The 23,758-nt window shown below is 65.4% G+C and carries 23 protein-coding genes; 5 read left to right on the top strand and 18 right to left on the bottom strand.

The annotated features are described in order from the left end of the window. Positions 1 to 110 precede the first annotated feature (110 nt). The 7 genes from NCR38_RS06670 to NCR38_RS06640 form a co-directional block, all read right to left on the bottom strand. Entirely contained in the window at positions 111 to 1,844 is a 1,734-nt protein-coding gene (locus tag NCR38_RS06670) for a methyl-accepting chemotaxis protein (protein ID WP_250476637.1), read from the bottom strand. 179 nt (positions 1,845 to 2,023) lie between these two features. Further along, complete coding sequence (gene rbsK / locus NCR38_RS06665; protein WP_250476636.1) at positions 2,024 to 2,974, bottom strand: ribokinase; 951 nt, start codon at positions 2,972 to 2,974, stop codon at positions 2,024 to 2,026. Between the two features lie 21 nt (positions 2,975 to 2,995). Continuing rightward, positions 2,996 to 4,018: a LacI family DNA-binding transcriptional regulator gene (locus tag NCR38_RS06660; protein ID WP_061117336.1), complete on the bottom strand. Its 1,023-nt coding sequence runs from the start codon at positions 4,016 to 4,018 to the stop codon at positions 2,996 to 2,998. A gap of 185 nt (positions 4,019 to 4,203) precedes the next feature. Further along, on the bottom strand, positions 4,204 to 5,193 hold the full coding sequence (locus tag NCR38_RS06655) for an ABC transporter permease (RefSeq protein WP_061117337.1): 990 nt from the start codon (positions 5,191 to 5,193) through the stop codon (positions 4,204 to 4,206). Further along, on the bottom strand, positions 5,194 to 6,783 hold the full coding sequence (locus NCR38_RS06650) for a sugar ABC transporter ATP-binding protein (RefSeq protein ID WP_250476635.1): 1,590 nt from the start codon (positions 6,781 to 6,783) through the stop codon (positions 5,194 to 5,196). It abuts the gene before it with no gap. Between the two features lie 244 nt (positions 6,784 to 7,027). Continuing rightward, positions 7,028 to 7,990: a sugar ABC transporter substrate-binding protein gene (locus NCR38_RS06645; RefSeq protein ID WP_061117339.1), complete on the bottom strand. Its 963-nt coding sequence runs from the start codon at positions 7,988 to 7,990 to the stop codon at positions 7,028 to 7,030. Between the two features lie 313 nt (positions 7,991 to 8,303). Further along, positions 8,304 to 8,585, bottom strand: a complete 282-nt coding sequence (locus NCR38_RS06640; RefSeq protein ID WP_061117340.1) for a hypothetical protein — start codon at positions 8,583 to 8,585, stop codon at positions 8,304 to 8,306. Between the two features lie 240 nt (positions 8,586 to 8,825). Between NCR38_RS06640 and NCR38_RS06635 the strand changes: the two genes are divergently transcribed. The 3 genes from NCR38_RS06635 to NCR38_RS06625 all read left to right on the top strand — a co-directional run bounded on the left by NCR38_RS06635 (position 8,826) and on the right by NCR38_RS06625 (position 10,803). Then, positions 8,826 to 9,122: a PsiF family protein gene (locus NCR38_RS06635; protein ID WP_061117341.1), complete on the top strand. Its 297-nt coding sequence runs from the start codon at positions 8,826 to 8,828 to the stop codon at positions 9,120 to 9,122. Positions 9,123 to 9,343: 221 nt separating this feature from the next. Then, a complete protein-coding gene (locus NCR38_RS06630) occupies positions 9,344 to 9,814 on the top strand; it encodes a hypothetical protein (protein WP_250476634.1) in 471 nt (156 codons plus the stop codon). A gap of 398 nt (positions 9,815 to 10,212) precedes the next feature. Beyond that, a complete protein-coding gene (locus NCR38_RS06625) occupies positions 10,213 to 10,803 on the top strand; it encodes a YSC84-related protein (protein ID WP_061117611.1) in 591 nt (196 codons plus the stop codon). 97 nt (positions 10,804 to 10,900) lie between these two features. Here NCR38_RS06625 and NCR38_RS06620 read toward each other — a convergent pair whose 3' ends face one another. The 9 genes from NCR38_RS06620 to mltG all read right to left on the bottom strand — a co-directional run bounded on the left by NCR38_RS06620 (position 10,901) and on the right by mltG (position 19,950). After that, positions 10,901 to 11,971: a glycosyltransferase family 4 protein gene (locus tag NCR38_RS06620; protein WP_061117612.1), complete on the bottom strand. Its 1,071-nt coding sequence runs from the start codon at positions 11,969 to 11,971 to the stop codon at positions 10,901 to 10,903. Positions 11,972 to 12,237: 266 nt separating this feature from the next. Continuing rightward, entirely contained in the window at positions 12,238 to 13,623 is a 1,386-nt protein-coding gene (otsA, locus tag NCR38_RS06615; RefSeq protein ID WP_250476633.1) for an alpha,alpha-trehalose-phosphate synthase (UDP-forming), read from the bottom strand. Between the two features lie 92 nt (positions 13,624 to 13,715). Continuing rightward, on the bottom strand, positions 13,716 to 14,954 hold the full coding sequence (locus NCR38_RS06610) for a mechanosensitive ion channel family protein (RefSeq protein ID WP_061117344.1): 1,239 nt from the start codon (positions 14,952 to 14,954) through the stop codon (positions 13,716 to 13,718). A gap of 182 nt (positions 14,955 to 15,136) precedes the next feature. Then, positions 15,137 to 15,493, bottom strand: a complete 357-nt coding sequence (locus NCR38_RS06605; RefSeq protein ID WP_061117345.1) for a Rap1a/Tai family immunity protein — start codon at positions 15,491 to 15,493, stop codon at positions 15,137 to 15,139. Positions 15,494 to 15,599: 106 nt separating this feature from the next. Continuing rightward, positions 15,600 to 16,388, bottom strand: a complete 789-nt coding sequence (locus NCR38_RS06600) for an ankyrin repeat domain-containing protein (RefSeq protein WP_086960872.1) — start codon at positions 16,386 to 16,388, stop codon at positions 15,600 to 15,602. A gap of 55 nt (positions 16,389 to 16,443) precedes the next feature. Then, positions 16,444 to 17,229 (bottom strand): TatD family hydrolase, encoded by a 786-nt coding sequence (locus tag NCR38_RS06595; protein WP_250476632.1) that lies wholly within the window; start codon positions 17,227 to 17,229, stop codon positions 16,444 to 16,446. 28 nt (positions 17,230 to 17,257) lie between these two features. Continuing rightward, entirely contained in the window at positions 17,258 to 18,298 is a 1,041-nt protein-coding gene (locus NCR38_RS06590) for a DNA polymerase III subunit delta' (protein ID WP_250476631.1), read from the bottom strand. A 20-nt stretch (positions 18,299 to 18,318) separates the two neighbouring features. Beyond that, positions 18,319 to 18,939 (bottom strand): dTMP kinase, encoded by a 621-nt coding sequence (gene tmk, locus NCR38_RS06585; protein ID WP_250476630.1) that lies wholly within the window; start codon positions 18,937 to 18,939, stop codon positions 18,319 to 18,321. Further along, positions 18,940 to 19,950 carry an endolytic transglycosylase MltG gene (gene mltG, locus NCR38_RS06580; protein ID WP_061117349.1) on the bottom strand — a complete coding sequence of 337 codons (1,011 nt, stop codon included), beginning with the start codon at positions 19,948 to 19,950 and terminating at the stop codon, positions 18,940 to 18,942. A 104-nt stretch (positions 19,951 to 20,054) separates the two neighbouring features. On the opposite strand from mltG, the gene NCR38_RS06575 reads away from it, so the two are divergent. Beyond that, positions 20,055 to 21,053 carry a folate-binding protein YgfZ gene (locus tag NCR38_RS06575; protein WP_250476629.1) on the top strand — a complete coding sequence of 333 codons (999 nt, stop codon included), beginning with the start codon at positions 20,055 to 20,057 and terminating at the stop codon, positions 21,051 to 21,053. A gap of 12 nt (positions 21,054 to 21,065) precedes the next feature. Then, positions 21,066 to 21,887, top strand: coding sequence for an NRDE family protein (locus NCR38_RS06570; protein WP_061117351.1), 822 nt, complete (start codon positions 21,066 to 21,068; stop codon positions 21,885 to 21,887). Between the two features lie 5 nt (positions 21,888 to 21,892). Here the strand turns inward: NCR38_RS06570 and NCR38_RS06565 are convergent, their stop codons facing one another. Then, a complete protein-coding gene (locus tag NCR38_RS06565) occupies positions 21,893 to 22,846 on the bottom strand; it encodes an alpha/beta hydrolase (protein ID WP_250476650.1) in 954 nt (317 codons plus the stop codon). Positions 22,847 to 22,896: 50 nt separating this feature from the next. Further along, a complete protein-coding gene (locus NCR38_RS06560) occupies positions 22,897 to 23,757 on the bottom strand; it encodes an SDR family oxidoreductase (RefSeq protein WP_250476628.1) in 861 nt (286 codons plus the stop codon). Position 23,758: the final 1 nt, after the last annotated feature.

Genomic DNA, 23,758 nt, shown 5'->3' with positions numbered 1-23,758 from the left:
GCGGTGACGCACACCCCTCAGTGTACGGGTTACCGGATCGGCGTTGGTCGCGCGCGTGTGCATTCGCGCGCATTCATCTCCTGTTCGCGGCTACGCGCCCTATGCCGTGCTCAGAACGTCTCCCAGTCGCCGCCTGCGTCCACGGTCGGCGAGGCGCGCGTCACCGGCACGATTGCGGCGCGCTTCGCCTGCGCTGTCACGAGCGGCTTCGTCACGAGCGCACGCGTGTGCGCCGTCATCGTTGCACGCGATGCAATTTTCACCGCCGGCGTGGATGCGACCGACGCCGTCGCGTGCGGCGCGCCGTCCGCCACCTGGAACACCGCCACCGCCTGCCGCAGGCGCGCGGCCTGATCCTCGAGGGACTGCGCGGCCGCCGCCGCTTCCTCGACGAGCGCCGCGTTCTGCTGCGTCACCTCGTCCATCTGCGTGACTGCGCGCGACACTTGCTCGATGCCGCTCGACTGCTCCTCGGACGCCGCCGCGATCTCGCCCATGATGTCGGTCACGCGCTGCACTGCGCCGATGATCTCGTTCATCGTGCGGCCGGCTTCATCGACGAGTGTCGTGCCCGTGCGCACGCGCGCCACCGACGTGTCGATCAGTTCCTTGATTTCCTTCGCCGCCGCCGACGAGCGCTGCGCCAGGCTGCGCACCTCGCCTGCGACGACTGCGAAGCCGCGCCCTTCCTCGCCCGCGCGCGCCGCTTCGACGGCCGCATTGAGCGCAAGGATGTTGGTCTGGAACGCGATGCCCTCGATGATCGTGATGATGTCCGCGATCTTCGACGAGCTGCCGTCGATCTCGCGCATCGTATCGACGACCTGCGTCACGACCGCGCTGCCCTTGCCCGCGATGTGCGACGCATTCGCCGCGAGCGCGCTTGCCTGCCGGGCGTTGTCGGCGTTCTGGCGGACGGTGCCGGTCAGCTCCTCCATGCTCGACGCCGTTTCCTGCAGCGCGGACGCCTGTTCCTCGGTGCGCGAAGACAGATCGGTGTTCCCGGCGGCGATCTGCTGCGTCGCGGACGCGATCGATTCGCTGCCCGTGCGCACGGTGCGCACGGTCGTGAGCAGGCTCGCACGCATTCTGGCGAGACCTTCGAGCAACTGCCCCATTTCGTCGCGTGACGTGACGGTGACCTCGCGGCGCAGGTCGCCCGCGGCGATCGCGTCGAAATGGGCGAGCGCGGCTTCGAGCGGCCGCGCGATCGCCCGCCGCAGCGACACCCACGCGAACGCGGCCGCCGCGATGCCGAGCGCGATCGCCCCGAGGCTCAGCGCACGGAACCACAGGAAACGGCTCTGAGTCTCCTCGTAGCTCTGCTTCGATGCTTCGGTCAGATACTTGCGCAGCGCCTCATTCGCGTTGGCGAGCTCGTTGTACATGGCCTGCATCGCCTTCGCGTTCGCGATGATGCCGTCGTGGTCGTTCGCCATGACCGCGGCGACGCCCTTGTCGACGATGCCTTGCAGCGCGAGGCGTTTTTCCTGCGCGGCATCGGCGAGACGCTTTTCGCCCGGCGCTTGCGGCAACGACATGTATTCCTTCCAGTAGCCGTCCGCCCGTTCGCGCATCATGCGCGCGCGCTCGACGGTGGCGGCCACCTCCGGCGTGCCGGCGAGGAGCGCCGCGCGATCGAACACGAGCCGCTCGCGCGCGGCATACATCTCCGCGTTGCCGACTGCGATCGCCGCCGGCATTTGCACCGCGTAGGTATTCTGGAACGCGCCGTTCGAATGGCTCATGCCGGTGAGACCCAGCGCGCCGATCGCAATGAGCAGCGCACCCAGAAACGCCATCGACATGCCGAGGCGCGCCTTGATCGTCAAAGCCTTCTTCATTGTGTTTTCCCTGTTGTCGCCCGCGAGCGGTGTCGTCGTCTCCTGGCAGCGTGCGCGCGAGACATCACGCGGCCGCTAGCGATGTAAACGGCGCGAAAGCGCGAGCACTTGAGGGAATTATTTCGTATGAAGTAAAACGGCGCGTCAGACGCGCCGTTTTTTCAACGAACATTGAAAAGTTATGCGGAAATTTCGCTGCGGTGCGGAATCGACGGCTGCGCGCCTTCGCGCGTCACCGCCACCGCCGCCGCCCGCTGACCGAACGCGATCGCGTCGAGCGGCGCGGCGCCCCGCGCGAGTTCGGCCGCGAAGCCGCCGATGAACGTGTCGCCGGCGGCGGTCGTGTCGATCGCCTCGACTTTCGGCGATGGCAGATGGACGCCTTCATCGTCCGCGCCATCGAGCAGCGCGAGCACGCCTTGCGCGCCGAGCGTCACGATCACGTTGCGCGCGCCCTTCGCCTTGAGCGCCTGCGCGGCGCGGCGCGCGTCATCGGGCGTGTCGATCGCCACGCCCGAGAGCGTCGCGGCTTCCAGTTCGTTCGGAATCAGATAATCGACGAGCGGGAACCAGTCCGGCGGCAATTTGCGCGCGGCCGGCGCGGGGTTGAGGATCGTGGTGCACAGAAGACGCCGGCCGGCGGCGAGCGCGGCGCGCACGGTCTCGGGCGGCGTTTCGAGCTGGCACACGATGACATCGGCTTGCGCGATCAGCGCTTCCTGCGCCTCGATGCGCGCGGGCGTCACTTCGGCGTTGCTGCCCGCGACGATGACGATCGCGTTCTGGCTCGCGTCATCGACGACGATGAGCGCGACGCCCGTCGGCGCGTGAGCACTCGTCGCGAGCGCCGTGCAGTCGATGCCTTCCGCCTCCAGACTGCCCTTGAGCGTCGCACCGTTCGAATCGTTGCCGACGCAGCCGATCATCGCGACCCGTGCGCCGAGGCGCGCCGCGGCGACCGCCTGATTGCCGCCCTTGCCGCCCGGCACCTGGGCGAACGCATGTCCGGCGAGCGTTTCGCCCGGCCTCGGCAGACGCGGCGCGCGCGCGACGAGATCCATGTTGAGGCTGCCGACCACGGTCACGCGGCCGGTCTTGCTTGCATCGCCCGATTTGGCGCTATCTCCCATCTCGTTTCCTTTTGAACGGCACTACGCTTTGGCGCTGCGCGACTCGGGCACCACGGCGGTCGATTCGCGGCGCACGAGGCGCGGCGGGACCACGCGCCGGCGTGTCGTGCCGGTCAGCTTGCCAGTGATGCGGTCGATCAGCGTCTGCGCGGCCATTTCGCCGAGCGCGCGCACCGATTGTCCCACCGTCGACAAGGCCGGATAGGTGTAACGCGACAGCTCGACATCGTCGAAACCGATGATCGAGCAATCCGTCGGCACGTTGATGTGGCGCTCGGCCGCCGCACGCAGCGCGCCGATGCCCATCATGTCATTGCACGCGAAGATCGCGGTCGGCCTCATGTTGTCGAGCAGTTGCGACGCTGCCGCGTAGCCGCCCGTCGCGGAGAAGTCGCTCTGCTGAATCGCGTTCGGCTCGATCTCGATGCCGCGCTCGGCCATCGCGCGGATGAAGCCGTGCAGGCGCATCGCGGAGACGGCCGTCGCGACCGGCCCCGTGATGCAGCCGATCTTCGAATGCCCGAGCTGCAGCAGATGCCGCGTCGCGAGATACGCGCCCTTTTCGTGGTCGATCTGCACGAGGTCGGACTGCAGCCCCTCGATATTTCTATCGACGATCACGAGCGGCTCACGCGCGCCCGCGAGGCATTGCGCGAGCACGGAATCCTCGCCTGCCGAGGCGATCACCAGCCCGTCGATGCGCTTTTCCTGTAGCACGCGCAGATAGTTGCGCTGCTTGGCGGGATCGTCGTCGGAGTTGCAGAAGAATACGCAATAGCCGTTCTTCGCGCAGCCGTCCTCGACGCCGCGCGCCAGTTCGGCGAAGTACGGATTCGTCGCGTTCGGCACGAGCAGGCCGATGGTCGCCGTCGAGCGCGCCTTCAGCGAGCGCGCGACCGCCGACGGCACATAGTCGAGCTCGAGAATCGCCCGCTCGACTTTCGCCCGCACGTCGGCAGACACCGGCCGCGAATTGTTCACTACGTGGGATACCGTCGTAAACGACACCCCGGCAATGGCTGCCACGTCTTTGATCGTCGCCATACATCGTCCTTCGCTATCTTTGGTCCAACTGCTCTTATTGGTCGTAAGGCGTCCGGCGCCTAAACATGCTGTTCACGCGCCGCTTTGCTTTCCCCGCGCCCTGCCTGCTTTCATTGCCTGCTGCATCGGCTCTCGTGCGCCCATGCCGCTTGGCCACCGTCGCCGTCTCTCGGTCCGACAAACGATTACACACGCTTCCTTCTGCTGCGGTATGTATCCAGCACCACCGCCACCACGATCACCGCGCCGGTAATGATGCGCTTGGTCGGCTCGTTTGCGCCGATCTGCGCCAGCCCCGCCGCCAGCACGGAGATGATCAACACCCCGAAAAACGTGCTGATGACCGAGCCGCGCCCGCCCATCAGGCTCGTTCCGCCGATCACGACGGCCGCGATCACCTGCAGTTCCAGCCCGGCGCCCGCGTTCGGATCGGCCGCTTCCAGCCGCGAGATCTGAAACAGCGCCGCCAGTCCCGAAAGTGCGCCCATCAGCGCGAAAACGATGACCTTGTACGGCCGCGGATTGACGCCCGCGAGCCTCACCGCTTCCTCGTTCGTGCCGATCCCTACGAGATATCGGCCAAAAACCGTCCGGGTCAAGACCAGATGCGCAATTATCATCACCGCGACCGCGATCAGAAACGCGGGCGAGATGCCGAACGCGATTGGATTCGAAAGGAAATCGAACGCATCGCCGATATACGCCGTGCGCGAGTTCGTCATCTGATACGCGAGCCCGCGCGCGCCTTCAAGCACGCCGAGCGACACGATGAACGACGGAATCCGCCACGCCACCGTCACGAGGCCCGTGACCGTGCCCGTCAGCGCGGCGGCCGCGAGGCCGATCAGCGCGGCGGGAAACGCCGGCCAGTGCCACTTGAGCGCGGCCACGCTCACGACCGACGCCCCCAGTGCGAGCACCGAGCCGACCGACAGATCGATGCTCGCGATGATCAGCACGAACGTCATGCCGACCGACATCACGACGAGATCCGGAATCTGGTTCGCGATCGTGCTGAACGTGTCGTACGTCAGGAAGTGCGTGCTCAGCACCGAAAACAGCGCGATCATCGCGGCGAGCGCACCCGCGAGACCCAGGTAATTCGAAATGCCGAGGCGCGTGCCGACGCCTTTCGTGCTCTTCGGTGCATCGGCGGGCAGGTTCGCTTCGCTCATTCAGTGCTCCACGTTGTCTTCGGGCGCTTTCGCATCGGGCACGATCGGTTCGTGCAGGATCGCCTCGCGCTTCGCATAACCCGAGAACGCCGCGGCGAGCAGCGCGTCCTGCGTCCAGTCGGCGCGCTCGAACACGCCGGTCATGCGCCCGGCGGACATCACGCCGATCCGGTCGCAGATCAGCATCAGCTCGCGCAGGTCGCTCGACACGACGACGAGCGCGCGTCCTTCGCGGGCCAGGGCGCCCATCAGCCCGTAGATGTCGAACTTCGCGCCGACGTCGATGCCGCGCGTCGGTTCGTCGAACAGCAGCACCCCACAGTCGCGTGCGAGCCAGCGGCCGATCACGACCTTCTGCTGATTCCCGCCGGACAATTCGGACACCGCCTGCGCCGGCCCGGACGTGCGGATGCGCATCGCGTCGATCTGGCGTTGCGCGAGCGCGGATTCCCGGCGCGTGTCGACGACGCCATGCCGCGCCACCGCGCCCAGGTTGCCCAGTGAAACGTTCGCGGCGACGGGCAGGCTCAACAACAGGCCCTCGCCCTTGCGGTCCTCCGTGATCAGCGCGATGCCTTCATCGACCGCATCCGACGGCGATTGCACCGACACGCGCCGCAGCGCCTCGCCGTTGCGCGCGATCGACACCGTGCCCGCGTCCGCGCGATCCGCGCCGTAGATGAGGCGCATCAGCTCGGTCCGGCCCGCGCCGATCAGCCCGCTCACGCCGAAAATCTCGCCTGCGCGAACGTCGAACGACACGTCGCGCACCACGGGCGCGCGCGTCATGCCCTCCACTTTGAGCGCGACGCCGCCGATCCGGCGCTCGCCCAGATCAATGCGCTCGCCGATCTCGCGTCCGACCATCAGCGTGACGAGACGGTCGCTCGTGAGCTCGTCCATGGGGCCGACGTGCACGAGGCGTCCGTCGCGCAGCACGGCCGCACGCTCGGCGATGCGCCGCAATTCCTCCAGCCGGTGCGAGATGTAGACGAGCGCGACGCCGCGCGCCTTCAGCCGCTCGACCTGCTCGAACAGCAGGTCGACTTCGCGGGCGGTGAGCATCGCGGTCGGCTCGTCGAGGATCAGCACCCGGCAATCGCCGATCAAGTTGCGCGCGATCTCGACCATCTGCTGATGACCAATGCCGAGACCGCCGACGAGCGTGTCCGGGTCGATCGCGTCGAGCCCGACCTGCGCCATCGCGTGGCGCGCGTCTTCCGCGAGCCGTTTGCGGTCGATCCAGCCGAAGCCTTTGCGCGGCAAGCGGTTCAAAAACAGATTCTCCGCCACCGACAAGGTCGGCAGCAGGTTCAGCTCCTGCATCACCATGCGCACGCCGAGCGCCTCGGCGTCCTTGCGGCTTTTCGGCGCGTACGGCTGGCCCGCGAGGGTCATGGTGCCCGTGGTCGGGTCCGTGAGTCCGCCGACGATCTTCGACAGCGTGCTCTTGCCCGCGCCGTTCTCGCCCGTGAGCGCGAGCACTTCGCCCGCGACGAGTTCCAGCGAGACGTCCGACAGCACCGGCTCGACATAGGTCTTGCCGATGCCGGTCACCGTCAGCACGTTCGCATCGTTCGATCCGGTCATGGGGCGATTCAAGGCTTCGCTGTGCATCCTCGTGGTGGTCCCGCGTGGCTTCGGCAAACGGGCCGGCGCATCGAGGCGCGCGGCCCGGACGTGTTCCGATGCCCGCGCGAAAAGCTTCCGGATGGCCGCTGACACTGCCCGCGCCGTCTGCCTTCCGCGCTCGTCAGTGTGTTATCGGCACGCTGGCCGCGAACTTTAGATTGTCGCGCGACACGGCGCCGGACGCCGCCGCCGCGCGCCCGCCTTACTTCGTCACCAGATCGACCGGCGTTTCGACGACCTGCGAAAGGTCCGACTGCTTCTTGTGACCGGCGATCGCCTTCAGCGCAACGTCGATGCCGAATACCGCCTGCTTCGCCGCGTACTGGTCAGCGGTCGCGAGCACGCGGCCGTCTTTCAGCATCGGCTTGATCGCGCCGATATTGTCGAAGCCGACGACCTGCACCTTGCCCGCCTTGCCTGCCGCGCGAATCGCCGACACGGCGCCGATCGCCATGTTGTCGTTATCGCACAGGAGCGCCTTTACGTTCGGGTTCGCGTTCAGGATCTGCGATGCGACCGCATTGCCCTTGTCGATTTCCCATTCGCCCGACTGGAGCGCGACGACCTTCATGCCGGCCGCGTCCATCGCTTCCTTGAAGCCCGCGCTGCGTGCCTGCGAGTTCGTGGTGGTCGTCACGCCTTCGATGATCGCGACTTCATCGCCCTTTTTGAGCTTCGGAGCGAGATAATCGCCGACCTTTCTCGCGCCCTTCTTGTTGTCCGGTCCGACGAACGGCACATTCAGATCCTTGGACTTGAGCACGTCCGGATCGAGCCGGTTGTCGATATTCACGACGATGATGCCCGCGTCCGCCGCCTTCTTGATCACCGGCACGAGCGCCTTCGAATCGGCCGGCGCGATGACGAGCGCGTTGACCTTGGAAACGATCATCTGCTCGACGATGCGAATCTGCGCCGCGGTGTCGGTCTCATCCTTGATGCCGTTGGTGATCAGGTCGAACTGGCTGGAGTTGTGCGCCTGATAGTCTTTCGCGCCGTTTTCCATCGTCAGGAAGAACTCGTTGGCGAGCGACTTCATGACGAGCGCGACTTTCGGCTTGCCCGCCGTTTGCGCGAACGCGGATGACGAGGCGAACGGCAATGCGGTGCAGGCGGCGAGCGCGACGGCGGCCGACAGGACGCGTCGGCGGAGGGGTCGATTCATGCGGATCTCCAGTGCTTTGTTCTGGTTTGTCTGGTCGTGCGAGATGCAGCGAACGTGAGCAAGGCGTGTCGACCCGCGCGGGGCCATGAAGGGAAGTGATCGCGGGCGCCCTGTCGCGCCAGCGCTTCGTGTCACGCGCCGAAAGCCTTCGATCGCCTTTCGGGTGCGGTTTCAACGTTTGCTCGCCGTCGATTCTCGTTGGAGAGACGCCGCAGGTCAATCGGGCTAACGTGTAGGCCACACGCGACAACGCCGTCGATTTAGGGATCGACGGCGTTGTGGGTTGTCCGTGGGCAACGGCTCGCTGCCCGCATCAGAGATCTTCGACCGATTGCCCGTCCACCTTGTTGTCGATGATGTCGCGCGCGTAGTCGATGCCCGCGCGCGTCGCGTCGATCGGGCTATCGAAGGGTTCCTGCTCGGGCACGCCGAACATCACCGCGCGGCCACTCTCACCATGCGCGCTCTTCGCGATCGTCACGACGATGTCGAAGTGGCGCGGACCGTCGTCCGGCTCGTCGCGCTCTTTCGCGCGCCGCAATGCCTGCACCTTGATTTCGAAGCCTTTGTAATGGTCGGACAGCGGCGTGGACATGAACCGTCTCCTTTGCGTTGACATGCATCGCACGATCATACGTCGGCTGCCTGCTCCGTGCGGAACGCCGATAGATGCAAGGCGCTTGCAAGCCTCGTTCCCGTGCCCTGCGCGCCCGCCTCCCGATTTCACCTTATCCCACACACCGTTCATATTCGGTTTGCCATAATGCGCGGGCGGCATGCCGCTATGGACAGGCGCCGTCGAAGAATAACCGTCACTCAAATCAGGGAGCGTCACATGACTATTCGAGCCACCGCCCTCATCGCCGTGCTGAGCCTGACGCTCGGCGCGAATGTCGCGATCGCCGCCAACAGTCAGCAAAGCAAGATGACCGATTGCAACAAGCAGGCTGGCGACAAGAAAGGCGACGACCGCAAGGCCTTCATGAAGAGCTGTCTGTCCGCCGCGCCCGCCGCCGCTTCCACGCCGATGACGCAGCAGCAGAAGATGACCGCGTGCAATCAGCAGGCAACCGACAAGAAAGGCGATGACCGCAAGGCCTTCATGAAAAGCTGTCTCAGCAACAAAGGCTGATCTCGCCGACAGTCACACTTGCGCCGCGCCAGTCGCGCGCGGCGACCCTTTCGTATTTACCCTGCCTACCGGCCGATATTGCACTGCACCCAAGCAAGTGATTCGCACCGTCGTCTTTTTCTCATAAGATGGCGCGAAGGCGGCCCCTCACGAATACAAGAAATACGCCATCGGCCGCCGCCGTTTCGAGCGAGGCGAAAGCCACGCATGGAGGCATCCGGATGGCATGGAGACATAAGAACCGCTGGTTCAGGCGCTGGCTCGTGACGATCACGTTCTGGTTCGTGCCGGTGCTGATCGTCGCGGTCAGTGAGGTGCGCGAGGAGATGGCGTACAACAACGCCGATCTCCAGAAAGCGCTCTCCGCCTGGGAACTGACGGACGCGCAGCGCGCCGCCGGCGCCGCCGCGCACTGTCACGGCACATCCGACGAGGCCCGCGCCGCCGGCTGTCCCGAAGACGCCATCGCGGCCACCGAGGTGAAGCATCAGGAAGCGCTCGGCGAATATGCGCATCGCAAGGCGACGCTCGCGGATTATCTCTGGCACGCGTTCGTCGGCTACTGGATCGTGCCTGCTGTTTTCCTGCTCGTGCTCGGCATGCTGGTCGGAGGCATCAGACGCGCGCTGCGCCGCCCGCAAGGAACACACGCGGCGGCGTCCACCGAGGTAAAAACGACGACCCATCCGTAAGCGTTGGCCAGGTACGGTCGTTGCTACTTCTCCATGCGTTTTTCTCGTACGACCTTAAGGACGTTTCACGAAATTTATGCTTACCTTGAGGAGCGTGTCAGGCGAAAACGCCGGTCCCTATTCAGTTTCGTCGAAGCGTCGTCTACCCTTAAGCAGACGCGGTTTCGATCGAAAGACGAATGTAATTTAGCGTACCGGTTGGCGGTTATGGGGCCGGATTCGGAGTAAGCTAGGCTGGTGGATCGTTTGCCCCGAATGTTGCGGAGCCTGAAACGCAAGCGTGACAAGGCTTTGGGCGCATGGATCGGGGCTCGTTTTTCAGGTTGCTGTGCTATAACTTGGCGTGCCTCACCCTCCCGCTCTATGGGGTTTCCTAAATTCCACGATGGAGAACAATGATGCAAAGACGAAACTTCATGCTCAAGTCGACGGCCGTTCTGGCGCTGGGAGGCCTCGCGCTTGCCGGCTGTACGACAAACAAGAACACCGGCAGTGAAGCGGCTGCGGGCGCTGCCGATGACCGGCGCTCCATCGACGCCGACGTCGACAGCACCATCCAGCGTCTCTACGCCACGGTGAACGGCTCGCGCGAACTGGTGGCGAAAGCGCGCGGCGTGCTGGTGTTCCCGTCAGTGCTTCAGGCCGGCTTCATCGTCGGCGCGCAATACGGCAAGGGTGCGCTGCGTGTCGGCGGCAGCAGCGTCGGCTATTACAGCACGACTTCCGGCTCTTTCGGACTGCAGGCGGGCGCGCAATCGAAGGCGCTGATCTTCCTGTTCATGACGCAGGACGCACTCGACAAATTCCGCAATTCCGACGGCTGGTCGGCGGGTGCGGATGCATCGGTGGCGCTGGTGAAGATGGGCGCGAACGGCGCGATCGACACGACCACGGCCACGAAGCCTGTCGAGGTGATCGTCCTGACCAACGCCGGCCTGATGGCCGATGTCTCGCTGCAAGGCACCAAGATTTCGCGCATCAAATACTGAGCGCGCGCCGCCTTCCTCGCGGCGAATGCAAAACCGCCCTCTGGCGCGACCTTCGGGTCGCACCACACGGCGGTTTTTTTTACGTCTTTTCGAACGATCAGGGGCTCGTCGCGCGGTCGATCACCTTGAAGCGCGCACGCTTTTGCGCGCGCACGACGGCCTGATATGCCTCGAGATACTGCCGGGCCATGCGATGCGACGTGAAGCGCTCCTCGAAGCGCGCGCGCACGCGCTCGCGCGACAAGGTGTGCAGGCGATTCACCGCAGCCACCGCGCCGATTTCATCCTCCACGATGAACCCCGACACGCCTTCATCCAGCACTTCCGGCACCGAGCCTCGATTGAACGCGATGACAGGCGTGCCGCACGCCATCGCTTCGATCATCACGAGCCCGAAGGGCTCCGGCCAGTCGATCGGGAACAGGAGCGCATGGGCGCCCGACAGAAATTCGGCCTTCTGACTGTCGTTGATCTCGCCGACGTACTCGACATACGGCAACTTGAGAAGCGGTGCGATTTCGCGCTCGAAATACTCGTGATCGGCGAAATCGACCTTGGCGGCGATCTTGATCGGCAAACCGCAGCGGCCCGCGATGCGAATGGCCGTATCGACACGCTTTTCCGGCGAGATGCGTCCGAGGAACGCCAGGTACTTCTGCTCCACCGGCTGCGGCGTATAGAGCGTCTCCGGCAGGCCGTGATAGACCGTGCTGATCCACTTCGCCTGCGGCAGCGGATGACGCTGCGCATCGGAAATGGAAATCACCGGCGCCGTATTGAACGTATCGAACACCGGCTGCTGCTCGGGAAGATCGAGACGGCCGTGCATGGTCGTCACGAACGGCGTGTCCTGGCGCTTGAAGAGCGAGAACGAGTAATAGTCCATGTGGAAGTGCAGGACGTCGAACTCTTCGGCGCGGCGGCGCACGAGCTCCATCAGCAGCATGTGAGGCGCGATGCGGTCGCGGATCGCCGGATCGAGCCGCAACGCACGCGGCCAGACGGGTTCCAGGTTGGCGCTGGTCTGCGAATCGCCGGTGGCGAAAAGCGTGACGTCATGACCGAGCTCGACGAGCGCCTCGGTGAGGTACGACACGACGCGCTCGGTTCCGCCATACAGTTTCGGCGGCACCGACTCGGTCAGCGGAGCAATCTGGGCAATTCTCATCGTTGTCGTCTCCATGCGGATATCGGCGTGCAGCACGGACGTCGTACCGGCCCGGCGCGCATCGAGTATGACAGCGCGCCGAAAGGTCGGCCAACAAGGTTTGCCCTTACGCGTAATTCCGTCTCGCGTTGTCCGCCCGTGCCTGTCACGCGCCGGCAGTCGCCTGCGCGATGCACACCATATTGAGCGCGATGCCGACCGCCCGTGGCGTCTCTTGCACTTTCATCGCTCTGTTACAGGGGCGAAACATCCGTTTCGCGCGACGGTTACGCTTTGGGGTCGCCGCGCAGATCCGCGAGAAAGTCGTCGCGCCACACGCCCAGATCGTGCTTGCGCAACGCGGTCATGTTGGTTTCGTAGCGCTGCTTGCGCTCGGCGAGCGGCATCGCGAGCGCGCGCCCGATCGCCTCGCTCATGCCGACGATGTCGTGTGGATTGACCATCACCGCGCCGGTCATTTCGTCAGCGGCGCCGGCGAACTGCGAGAGCACGAGCACGCCGGGATCGTCCGGATTTTGCGCGGCGATGTATTCCTTCGCGACGAGATTCATGCCGTCGCGCAGCGGCGTGACGAGCCCGATCTGCGATTCGCGAAAGAGCGACATCAGTTTCCATCGGTCGTAACGCTGGTTGAGATAGCGTATCGGCGTGTAGTCGAGGCCTGAATAGCGCCCGTTGATACGCCCCGCTTCGTACTCCAGGTTCTGCCGGATCTGCTGATACGTTTCGACGTCCGAGCGCGTCGGCGGCGCGATCTGCACGAGCGTGACGTTGCCGCGCCACTCGGGCGACTTCTCCAGAAAATGCTCGAACGCGCGGAAACGCTCGACGAGCCCTTTCGAGTAATCGAGCCGGTCGACGCTCATGATGAGCTTGCGGCCTTCGAGGCTCTGCTTCAGATCCATCACGTCCTGGCGCGCTTCGCCGCGTTCGGCCTGTTCGGCGATTTCGTCCGGAAAAACGCCGATGCGATACACGTTCGTCCTGAGCTTCCTGCCGAACGCTTCGACGTGGCCGTCGGGCGTCGCGGTGCCGTGCGCATGCCGGATGATGTAGTCGTGAAACGCGACGCGGTCCCGCTCGGTCTGAAAGCCGACCACGTCATAGCAGCACAGGGACTTGACCAGTTCCTCGTGCGGCGGAATGTTCAGGAAAATCTGCGGCGACGGAAACGGGATATGCAGGAAGAAGCCGGTGCGATTGGTGATGCCCGCCGAGCGCAGCGCCTCGGCGAACGGGATCAGGTGATAGTCGTGAACCCAGATGATGTCGTCGGGCTCGAGCAGCTTGATGAGCTTGTGCGCGAGCCACGCGTTCACGCGCCGGTAACCGGCGTATTCATCGCGGTCGTAGACGGCGAGATCGTTGCGATAGTGAAAGACCGGCCACAGCATCGCGTTGGAGAAGCCGCGGTAATACTGGTCGTAGTCCTTCTTCGGCAGGCCGACGGTCGCGAAGGTCACCGCGCCGTCCTGTTCGAGTTTCGGCCCCTGATTGGCGACGGTTTCGCTCACCACGTCCCCGCTCCAGCCGAACCAGACGCCGCCACTGTCCTTCAGCGCGCCGAAGACGCCGACGGCGAGGCCGCCTGCGGAGCCCTTGGTTTCGGTCGGCGTGGCGACCCGGTTGGATACGACGACGAGACGGCTCATATGCTTTCCTTGTCCTCTTCGAGATTTTCTTGTTCAGGATAAACCCGAAATTTTCGACTGGAAAATGCGGTGCGGGTTTCCTGTCGATGCCGTCAGTGCTTTCCGGCAGGCGCCGGCGCGGTGGACGCCGACGAATGCGCGCGAGGGTCCGGGCCGGTCGGCTCACCGCGGCTCGCGACCGGATCGGCGGGCGTGTTTGCCGTGCTGCCGACATGCGTCGTGGCCGCGCGATCGAGCGGCGGCGCGAAGTCGACGTGATGTTCCCGGTCTGTCGACAAATCCGCGCGCGCGCGCGGCAGATACTGCGGATACGCGGCCTGCACGAAGTTCACGAGCCCTTCGCGCACGCGGCAGCGCAAGTCCCAGTTGAGTGCCGAATCGAAGGAACTGACGAGCACGCGAAGCTGCATCGCGCGGTCCGTGGCGTCGGTGACTTGCAGCACCTGCACGCGGCCGTCCCATTCCGGCGCGTGTGCGAGGATGCGCTCCAGTTCCTCGCGCAGCGGCGCGATCGGCATCCGGTAATCGACGAACAAAAACACCGTGCCGATGATCTGCGAGCTGTTGCGCGTCCAGTTCGTGAACGGATTCTCGATGAACCACTGTAACGGCACGATGAGGCGTCGCTGGTCCCAGATGCGAATCGACACGTACGTGCCGGTGATCTCCTCGACGCGCCCCCATTCGCCCTGAATCACGACGACATCGTCGAGGCGAATCGGCTGCGACAGCGCGATCTGCAATCCCGCGATCAGGTTGCCGAGCACCGGCCGCGCCGCGATACCGGCGACGAGACCGGCAACGCCCGCCGACGCGAGCAGGCTCGCGCCGATCTGCCTTACGCTCGGAAACGCCATCAGCGCCGCGCCGAAGCCGATGATCACGATCACCACCATCACCGAGCGCGCGAGCACGCGCGCCTGCGTGTGGATGCGGCGGGCGTTGAGATTGTCGTCGGTGTCGAGCGGATGCGCCTGCACGATCGCCTCGCCCACCGCGCCTGCCGAGCGCGCCGCGAGGAACGTGAGCGCGCCGATCAGCGCGACGGTTTCGACATCGCGCAGCACGCCGATGAACGGCAGCGTATCGGGCGCCTCGAAGATCATGAAACCGATTCCGAGGATGATGAGCAGGACGAGCGCGGGCGTGTCGACGTAGCGCAGAACGACGCTCATCAGCGGATACGGCCGCGCGATGCGCGTGAGGATGCGCGCGCCGATCCGATGCACGCCCACCGCGACCGCCACCGCGATGGCGGCCACGACGAGGGCGCCGGGCCACGTGCCGAGCGGCCGTTCTGCGAGGTTCAGGAAGTGATCGAATGAGAGCATGAGCGTCGCGGGATCGGCCTCGTGAAAGTGGAAGCAGCGAGGTGGATACGGCGGTCGCATCGCACGGATGCGGGATGCCGCGAAATGCAGCCGCGGTGGCCGCCCGGGCGCGGCCGTGGCGCATGTCGCGCCGGCAAGCACGACGCCGGGACGCGCGCTGGCGTCCTGGCGTCAAAAGACGTTCAGCGCTCCGCTTTGCAAGGGAACGCCTTGCCGAGGCCGAGCGAGACCATCGTGGTCGCGTTGAAATCGGCCTTGTCGGGATTATTGGCGATGTACTTGCGCACCGCGTCCGTAAGCTGCTGCGGCTTCACGTCCGCCGGCAGGCAGAAGTACTGGCCGATCTGCGGCCCGGAGGTTCCGCCGATCGCCTCGATCGTGTTGTAGATGCCGTCCGCCGCGCCTTCGATATAGGCCGCGCAGGCAGTCCGCGAGTTGGGATCCGTTTTGGTGCAGAGCTTGTTCAGATCGTTGCCGGTAAACGCAAACGCGCAGACGGGCGTCGCGAGAGCACAGGCGAGGACGAATTCCCGCAGCATGGTCTTCCTTTTATGGTGAGCGGCGGCTTGAATGGGGCAACCGGTTCGGGGCGATGCGCGGCCGCGCCTGGCCGCGCCTGCCCCGGAGCTTGACTGTCGCGCTGCGTTATTTTGCACCGTTTGAGCCGCTTTGCGGAGCGCCGCCGCCTTGCGGCATCGAATCCAGACGCGCCTGCAGGCCTTCGGCGACGTCCTTCTCGTTGTACTTGCGGGCGAAGTCGACCGCCGTCAGGCCGAGCTGGTTCTTCACGCGCAGATCCGCGCCTTCGTCGAGCAGCAGCTTGCAGGTCGAAAGATGACCGCCGCGCGCGGCCATCATGAGCGGCGTCGTGCCATTCGGCGAACCGGCGTCAATATAGGCGGAATGGTCGACCAGTATCTTCACGATGTCGTCATGGCCGTTGGTCGCTGCGTAGTGCAAAGGCGTCCAGCCCTTCTTGTTCACTTCGGCATCCTTTGCGATCAGCAGGTTCACGAAGGTCGCGTCGCCGTTGAGCGCGGCGAGCATCATCGCGTTTTCGCCGGCCGGGTCGAGCTTTTCCAGATCCGTCTTCGGGTTGTCGGCGAGCAGCTGGCCGACCTTGTCGGACTTCTCGCGCGCGGCGATCACGATGATCGGCGTGCCCGTGTTGTCGACCGTATTCGGGTCCGCGCCCTGCGCGAGCTGCTTCTTGACGGCGGATACGTCGTCGAACTTGACCGCCTTGATGAGCGAGTCCACGGATGCGGCCCAGACCGGCTGCGCAATTGCGCACGCTGCGAGGAGCGCACCGGCGACGAGGCCGCGCACGGCCGCGCTTTTTCGCGGATTGCGTGCGTGATGTGAATCGGGTGCACGGGAAACGTTTGGCGCGCTCGCCACGGACTGGGTGGAAACCATCGGGGAATTGTTCATAAGTGACCTTCGGATTGCCTTGAAACAGGTTGTTCGCGCGGCCGCCCGGCCGCCCTCAGGCTGGCCGCGCGATCTTGAAGAGCCGGAAGAAGTTGTCGGTGGTTGCCTGCGCGATGGCTTCTTCCGGCTGCTCGCGCAACTGCGCGATGAAACGTCCGACATAACTCACGTACGCAGGTTCGTTCGGCTTGCCGCGATACGGCACCGGCGCGAGATATGGGGAATCGGTCTCGATGAGCAGGCGCTCGAGCGGCACGCGGCGCGCAACGTCCTGCACATCCTTCGCGTTCTTGAACGTGACGATGCCGGACAGCGAAATGTGGAAGTTCTGTGCGAGCGCCCGTTCCGCGATCTCCCACGGTTCCGTGAAGCAATGCATCACGCCGCCCGGCACGCCGGCGCGCTCTTCCTCCATGATCCGCAGCGTGTCATCCGACGACGAGCGCGTGTGGATGATGAGCGCCTTGCCCGTCTTGTGCGCGGCCCGGATATGCGTGCGAAAACGCTCGCGCTGCCATTCCATGTCGGCGATGCTGCGCCCTTCCAGACGATAGTAGTCGAGCCCGGTCTCGCCGATCGCGCAAACCTTCGGGTGCGCGGCCAGTTCGACGAGTTCCGCGACGCTCGGCTCCTTCGCCTCCTCGTGATCCGGATGCACGCCGACGGACGCGTACACGTTGTCGTGCTTTTCGGCGATTTCGAGGACCGAAGGCAGCGTTTCCAGATCGACCGATACGCACAGCGCATGCGTCACCGCGTGCGCGCGCATCTTGTCGAGCACGTCGGGCAGACGGTCGGCGAGTCCTTCGAAGTTGATGTGGCAATGTGAATCGACGAACATCCGGTGCTCCTTAATGCAGGTGCTGCGCTCAGGCCGTATAGATCGCGCGGTAGCCGATGAACAGCTCCTCGAACACGAGGCGCGCATTGAGCGGGTGATTTTCCACCGCGCGCTGCCGCGTGACGGTCTTCATGTAGCGCGCGAGCGCGGCGGGATCGGCGCTTTGCGCGCAACGCGCGAGCGCTTTCGCCGCGCCGGGAAAATAGCGCGGCCGGCGCGCCGTGCGCTCGGCAAGCAGATCGTACAGCCAGCGTTGCAGCCAGCCGAGCACGAGCGGCACCGGCAGCTTCTGGAGGTTTTCTCCGCAGGCGAAGGCGTCGCAATTCGGGCCGGCGGCAAGTTGTGCGAGTGTGAAATCGCGCAACGCGTGGTTTTCGTCGTTGGCCAGCGCGAGCGCGGCAAGCGGCGCGCCGCCTGCCTGCGCGAGCAGTTCCGCCGGGTTGTCCACGCCCTGCGACGCGAGCCACGCGCTCGCCTCGTTTTGCGGCGGCACGCTCATCGGCCATTGACGGCATCGGCTGATGATGGTCGGCAGCAGCCGGTCCACGCGCGCCGACACCATCAGAAACACCACGCCCGATGGCGGCTCTTCGAGCGTCTTCAGCAACGCATTCGCCGCCGCGACGTTGAGCGCTTCGGCCGGATACAGCACCACGACGCGCATGCCGCCCCGATGGGAGCCGACACCGCAAAAGTCCAGCAGCGCGCGCACCTGCTCGATCTTGATTTCCTTGCTCGGCGTGCGGGTCTTCTTGCCTTCGTCGCCATCGGCTTTGTCGGCGGATGCTTCCGCTGCGTCGCCGTTGCCGGCAGCGAGGCCTGCAAGCGCTTCAGGCAGCACCGCCCGGTAGTCGGGATGATTGCCTTGCGAAAACCACAGACATGCCGGGCAAGCGCCACACGGCTCGCCATTTGCCGCGGGCGTCTCGCAAAGCAGTCCCTGCGCGAGATGCTGCGCGAACCGGAGCTTGCCGATACCCGCTTCTCCGTGAAGCAACAGCGCATGCGGCCAGTGCGCGCGCAATTGCTGGAGACGCTGCCAGTCGTCGGTTTGCCAAGGGTAGATCATCAGTATGTTTCTATATCAAATCAGAGGCTTGCAAGCAATTCTTGAAGTTCTTTCCGAATATCGTCGATGGACCGGGTCGAATCGACGATGAAAAATCGCTGCGGCGATTCCTCCGCGCGGCGCAGATACTCGTTGCGCGTGCGCTCGAAAAACGCCTCCGATTCGCTCTCGAACTTGTCCGGCGCCCGGGCCGCCGAGCGGCGCTGGCTCGCGGTGTCGGTCGGCACATCGAAAAGCACGGTCAGGTCGGGCTGAAAACCACCCTGCACCCAGCGCTCCAGCGCTTCCAGCTTGTCCCGCGGCAGGCCGCGTCCGCCGCCCTGATACGCGAAAGTCGCGTCCGTGAAACGGTCCGACAACACCCAGTCGCCGCGCGAAAGTGCCGGCTCGATCACCTGCGCCAGATGTTCGCGGCGCGCGGCGAACATCAGCAGCGCTTCGGTTTCGAGATCCATCGGCTGATTCAGCAGGATGCCGCGCAGCGTTTCGCCGAGCGGCGTGCCGCCCGGTTCCCGCGTCATCGCCACACGATGTCCCCCCGGCTCCAGTTTCGCTTCGAGGCGCTGGCGGAACCAGTCCAGATGCGTGGTCTTGCCCGCGCCGTCGATGCCTTCGAACGTAATGAACTTGCCGCGCGCCATTCATTGACCCCGGATGTATTTGTCGACGGCCTTGTTGTGGTCGCCCAGATTGTCGGAAAAGATGCTGCTGCCGTCGCCGCGCGACACGAAATACAGCGCGTTGCTCGCGGCGGGATTGAGCGTGGCATTCAATGCGGCCACGCCGGGCAGCGCGATCGGCGTCGGCGGCAGGCCCATGCGCGTGTAGGTATTGTACGGAGTGTCCGTCTGCAGGTCTTTTTTCCTGAGTTTGCCGCCGTAGGCGGGGCCGAGGCCGTAGATCACGCTCGGGTCGGTCTGCAGCGGCATGCCGATACGCAACCGGTTCGCGAACACCGCCGCGACGAGCGGCCGGTCCGAGGCGCGTCCCGTCTCCTTTTCGACGATCGACGCCATGATGAGCGCCTCATAAGGCGTCTTGTAAGGCAGATTCTGCGCGCGCGTGTTCCACGCTTCGGTGAGGCGCGCCTGCATCAGCCGATACGCGCGCTTGTAGACGGCGAGATCGCTCGTGCCCTTGTCGAAGAGATAGGTGTCAGGGAAGAACAGACCTTCGGCCGATGCCTTGTCGACTTCGGTCGCGCCGATCGCCCGCAGCAGGTCGGTGTCGGTCATGCCCGCCGTGTCGTGCGTGAGCGCGGGGTTGCTGTCGAGCTCGCCGCGCATCTTTTGCAGCGTCCATCCTTCGATGACGGTGGCGACATATTCGTTCACGTCGCCGCGCGCGATCTTCTCCAGCACCTCGTAAGGCGTGATGCCGCTCTTGAACGCGTAATTGCCTGACTTCAACTGCGCGGACAGCCCGAGCACGCGCGTCATCAGCACGAACAATTCGGGTTCGACGGGCACGCCGCCACGGTTCAACTGGGCGCTCACGCTGCGCAGGCTGCTGTGGGGCTTGATGGTGACGTCGAGTTCGGGCGTCGGCAGGGTCAGGGGCCGGTTGGCCCACCAGTACAGGCCGCCCGCGACGGCCGCCGCGAGCATCGCGACGAACACCGCCGCCACGACGCATTTCTTGAAAAGGGACATGCGAAACACGCTTGAGATAAGACCAATATAATAACTTGCCGCCTGCGTCAGAGCCGCTTTCTGCGGCTTGCGCCCAAACGATAGGATTGACAGCCCGCCCGCTCATGAATTCCCAGACCATCGCCCTCGCCCCCTCAGACTTCGAAGCCGTCAGGACCGCCGGCGCGTACATGCCGCTCACCCAGTTCGGCGTGATCGACGTCAAGGGCGAGGACGCCGCCTCGTTCCTGCATAACCAGATCACGAACGATGTCCAGCATCTCGATGCGTCGACCGCGCGCCTCGCCGGCTACTGCTCGCCGAAGGGTCGCCTGCTCGGCTCGTTCCTGATGTGGCGCACGGCCGATGCGGTGCGCCTCCTGATCGCGCGGGACGTGCAGGCCGCCGTGCAGAAACGCCTGTCGATGTTCGTGCTGCGCTCGAAGGCGAAGCTCACCGACGCGACATCCGAAGTGGGGGCGATCGCCTTCGCGGGCGACGTGCGCGCGGCGCTCTCCGGCATTTTCGATGCGCTGCCCGACGGTGTGCACGTGAAGGTCGAAGGCCCGCACGGCTCGCTGATCCGGGTGCCGGATGCCGCGCATCGGCCGCGCTTTCTGTGGGTCGGAGCGAAGGCCGATGTCGAGGCGCAAGTCGCGAAGCTCGACGAAAAACTGACACGCGTGCCCGAGCAGATGTGGGACTGGCTCGACATCCACGCGGGCGAGCCGCGCATCACGCACGCGACGGTCGAGCAGTTCGTCCCGCAAATGGTGAACTTCGACGTGCTCGGCGCGGTGAACTTCAAGAAAGGCTGCTATCCGGGACAGGAGATCGTCGCGCGCAGCCAGTATCGCGGCACGATCAAGCGTCGCACGGCGCTCGCCCACGTCGACACGCGCACCGATGCCGTCCTGCCCGGCGCCGAACTCTTCCATTCCGACGATCCCGGCCAGCCGTGCGGGCTCGTCGTCAACGTGGCGCCTGGCGAAAAAGGCGGCGTGGATTGTCTCGTCGAGATCAAGCTCGCCGCGCTCGAAAACGGCTCGGTGCACGTCGGCGCGGCCGATGGCCCCACGCTCGGTTTCGTGCCGCTGCCCTACGCTTTTCCCGCCGACGCCTGAGGTTGCGCCCGCATGTGTCTGATCGTCTTCGACTGGCAGCCGGCGGCTTCGCAGGAAAACAGCCGCGCCTTGCTGACGCTCTCGGCCAACCGCGACGAATTCCTGCGCCGCGACGCCGAGCCGATGCACTGGTGGAACGATGCGCCCGGTGTCCTCGCGGGTCGCGATCTGACGGGCGGAGGAACGTGGCTCGGCGTCTCGCGCGACGGCCGTTTTGCGGCGCTGACGAACTATCGCGCGCCGGACGACATGAAGCCGAACGCGCCGACGCGCGGCACGCTCGTGAGCGCGTTTCTCACGGGCGAGCGTGTGGCGCCGCTCGACTATTTGCAGCACGTGGCGCGCGAAGGTCATCGATATAACGGCTTCAACCTGCTGTGCGGTGATTTCACGCGACGCGAGCTCGGCTGGTACGGCAATCGCGCCGATGCACCGCCTTCGTTGCTCGACGCAGGCGTGCACGGCTTGTCCAACAGTCTGTTGAACACGCCGTGGCCCAAGCTCGTCGCGCAGCGCGAGGCGCTGTGCGAGCTGATTCACGCCGATGAACGCCCGTCGCTCGACGTGCTCATCGGCACATTGCGCGATCCGCGCATCGCGAACGACGAGCATTTGCCGTCGACGGGCATTTCGATCGAGCGGGAGCGCGTGCTGTCGGCGGCGTTCATCGAAACGCCCGATTACGCGACGCGCAGCACGACGGCTTTGCGCGTGAACCTGTCGGCGCGCGGGTTATCGCTGGAAATCAAGGAACGGAGCGACGATGACGGCTCGCATCGGATCGTGCGGCCGGGGGCGTTCGAGCGGGCGTTTGCGTTCGAGATCGAAGGCTGAGCGCATCACTCGAACGCCGCCCGCAACGCCCTCACCGCGTGCGCGTGCGCCTCGGCGACTTCCGGCACGAATCCGCCCATCTTGAAGAACTCGTGAATCATGCCTTCATGGCGCGTGAGCGTGACCGGCACGCCAGCCTTTTCGAGCGTGGCGGCAAATGCGATGTCCTCGTCGTACAGCGGATCGTGATCCGCCGCCGCGATCCAGGCGGGCGCGACGCCCGTGAAGTCGGGCACGCCGCCCGCCGCATCGAGCGGCGCGAAGCGCCAGTCGTCGCGGTCGCGGTCGTCGCGCAGATATTGCGCAAAAAACCACTGGATCGTCTCGCCGGAAAGCAGATAGCCATCGGCGAACCGCGCATGCGAGGCGCTCTTTTGCCACGCACTCGTGCCCGGATAAATCAGCAATTGCAGCCGCAAATCAATGCCGGCATCGCGCGCGAGCACCGCGCACACGATTGCGAGCGTGCCGCCCGCGCTGTCGCCGCCGACGGCGAGCCGCGCGGGATCGATGCCGAGCGTCGGCGCTTCGCGGGCGAGCCATTGCAGCGCGTCGAAGGCGTCGTTCACCGCGACGGGAAACTTGTGCTCCGGCGCGAGCCGGTAATCGACCGATACCACCGCGCAGCCCGCGTCGTGCGCGAGCTTGCGGCACAGCGCGTCATGCGTCGACACGCTGCCGACCGTGAACCCGCCGCCATGCAGATACATGAGCCCCGCGACGGGCTCGGCCCAGCCCGGCTCGACCGGATGATAGATGCGCACACCGATCGTTTCGCCATCGCGCACGGGAATGAGCAGATCTTCGACGCTGAACATCGGCAGCGGCGCGATGTCGAGGATCTGCGCGCTCATCGCGTAGGCGGCGCGCGCCTGTTGCGGCGTGAGTGTGTGATAAGGCGGTCGATTCGCGCGCGCGACCATCTCCAGGATTTGCGCGATCTTCGGATTGAGCGGCATCGGCGGTATGAGCGTCAAAGGGGCACGATGATGCCACGAACCGCGCGGCATCAGCGCGGTCGTTTCAGCGACATCGGGTCGGTCGGGTTGCGCAGTTGCGCGATGTCGTCGAGGCGCAGTCGCACCGACGGCATGATGTTCGGATGCGTGATGACATAGAAGCGCCCTTCGCGCACCGCATCGAACGTCAGCCGGGCGACGTCGCGCGCGGACAGCTTGCCGCCTTCCACCGCCCTCGTGAGCTGCCGCGCCGCGAGCTTTTGCGATGCCGTAAGAGGCGTTTCGTTGGCGAGCGCCTCGGGCCGCGAGCGTTCGGCCCGGGCAATGCCGGTCGGCACGAACGCGGGACACAGGAGCGACACACCGATCAGCGACGCGCCCGCGAGCCGCAAGTCGTGATGCAGCGTCTCGGTCAGCGCGACGACCGCGTGCTTCGATGCGTTGTAGACGCCCATCGCGGGCGCGGCGAGCAGGCCCGCCACGGACGCCGTGTTGACGATATGCGCCGGCTCGTTCTGTTCGAGCATGATCGGCACGAACGCGCGCAGCCCGTTCGCGACGCCCATCACGTTCACGCCGAAGACCCACTGCCAGTCGTTCGGGCTGTTCTCCCACACGAAGCCGCCCGCGCCGACGCCCGCGTTGTTGAAGAGCAGATGCACGCCGCCGTACGCATCGAGCGATGCGCGCGCGAGCGCTTCGACCTGAGCGGCGTCCGATACGTCCGTCGTGACGCCGATCGCGTCGCCGCCTTGCGCGCGCACCGCGTCGACGGTCGCGGCGAGCGCGGCGGCGTCGAGATCGGCGAGCACGAGCTTCATGCCGAGCGCCGCGCCCTCCTTCGCGAACTCGCGCCCGAATCCGCTGCCCGCGCCGGTGATGACGGCGACCTTGCCTTCGAAACGATCCACG

Source organism: Caballeronia sp. INML1 (assembly GCF_023631085.1).
In the GTDB taxonomy this organism is placed as follows: Bacteria; Pseudomonadota; Gammaproteobacteria; order Burkholderiales; family Burkholderiaceae; genus Caballeronia; species Caballeronia turbans.
The sequence above is the reverse complement of the archived record's forward strand: the minus strand, read 5'-3'. Positions and strand labels throughout refer to the sequence as shown.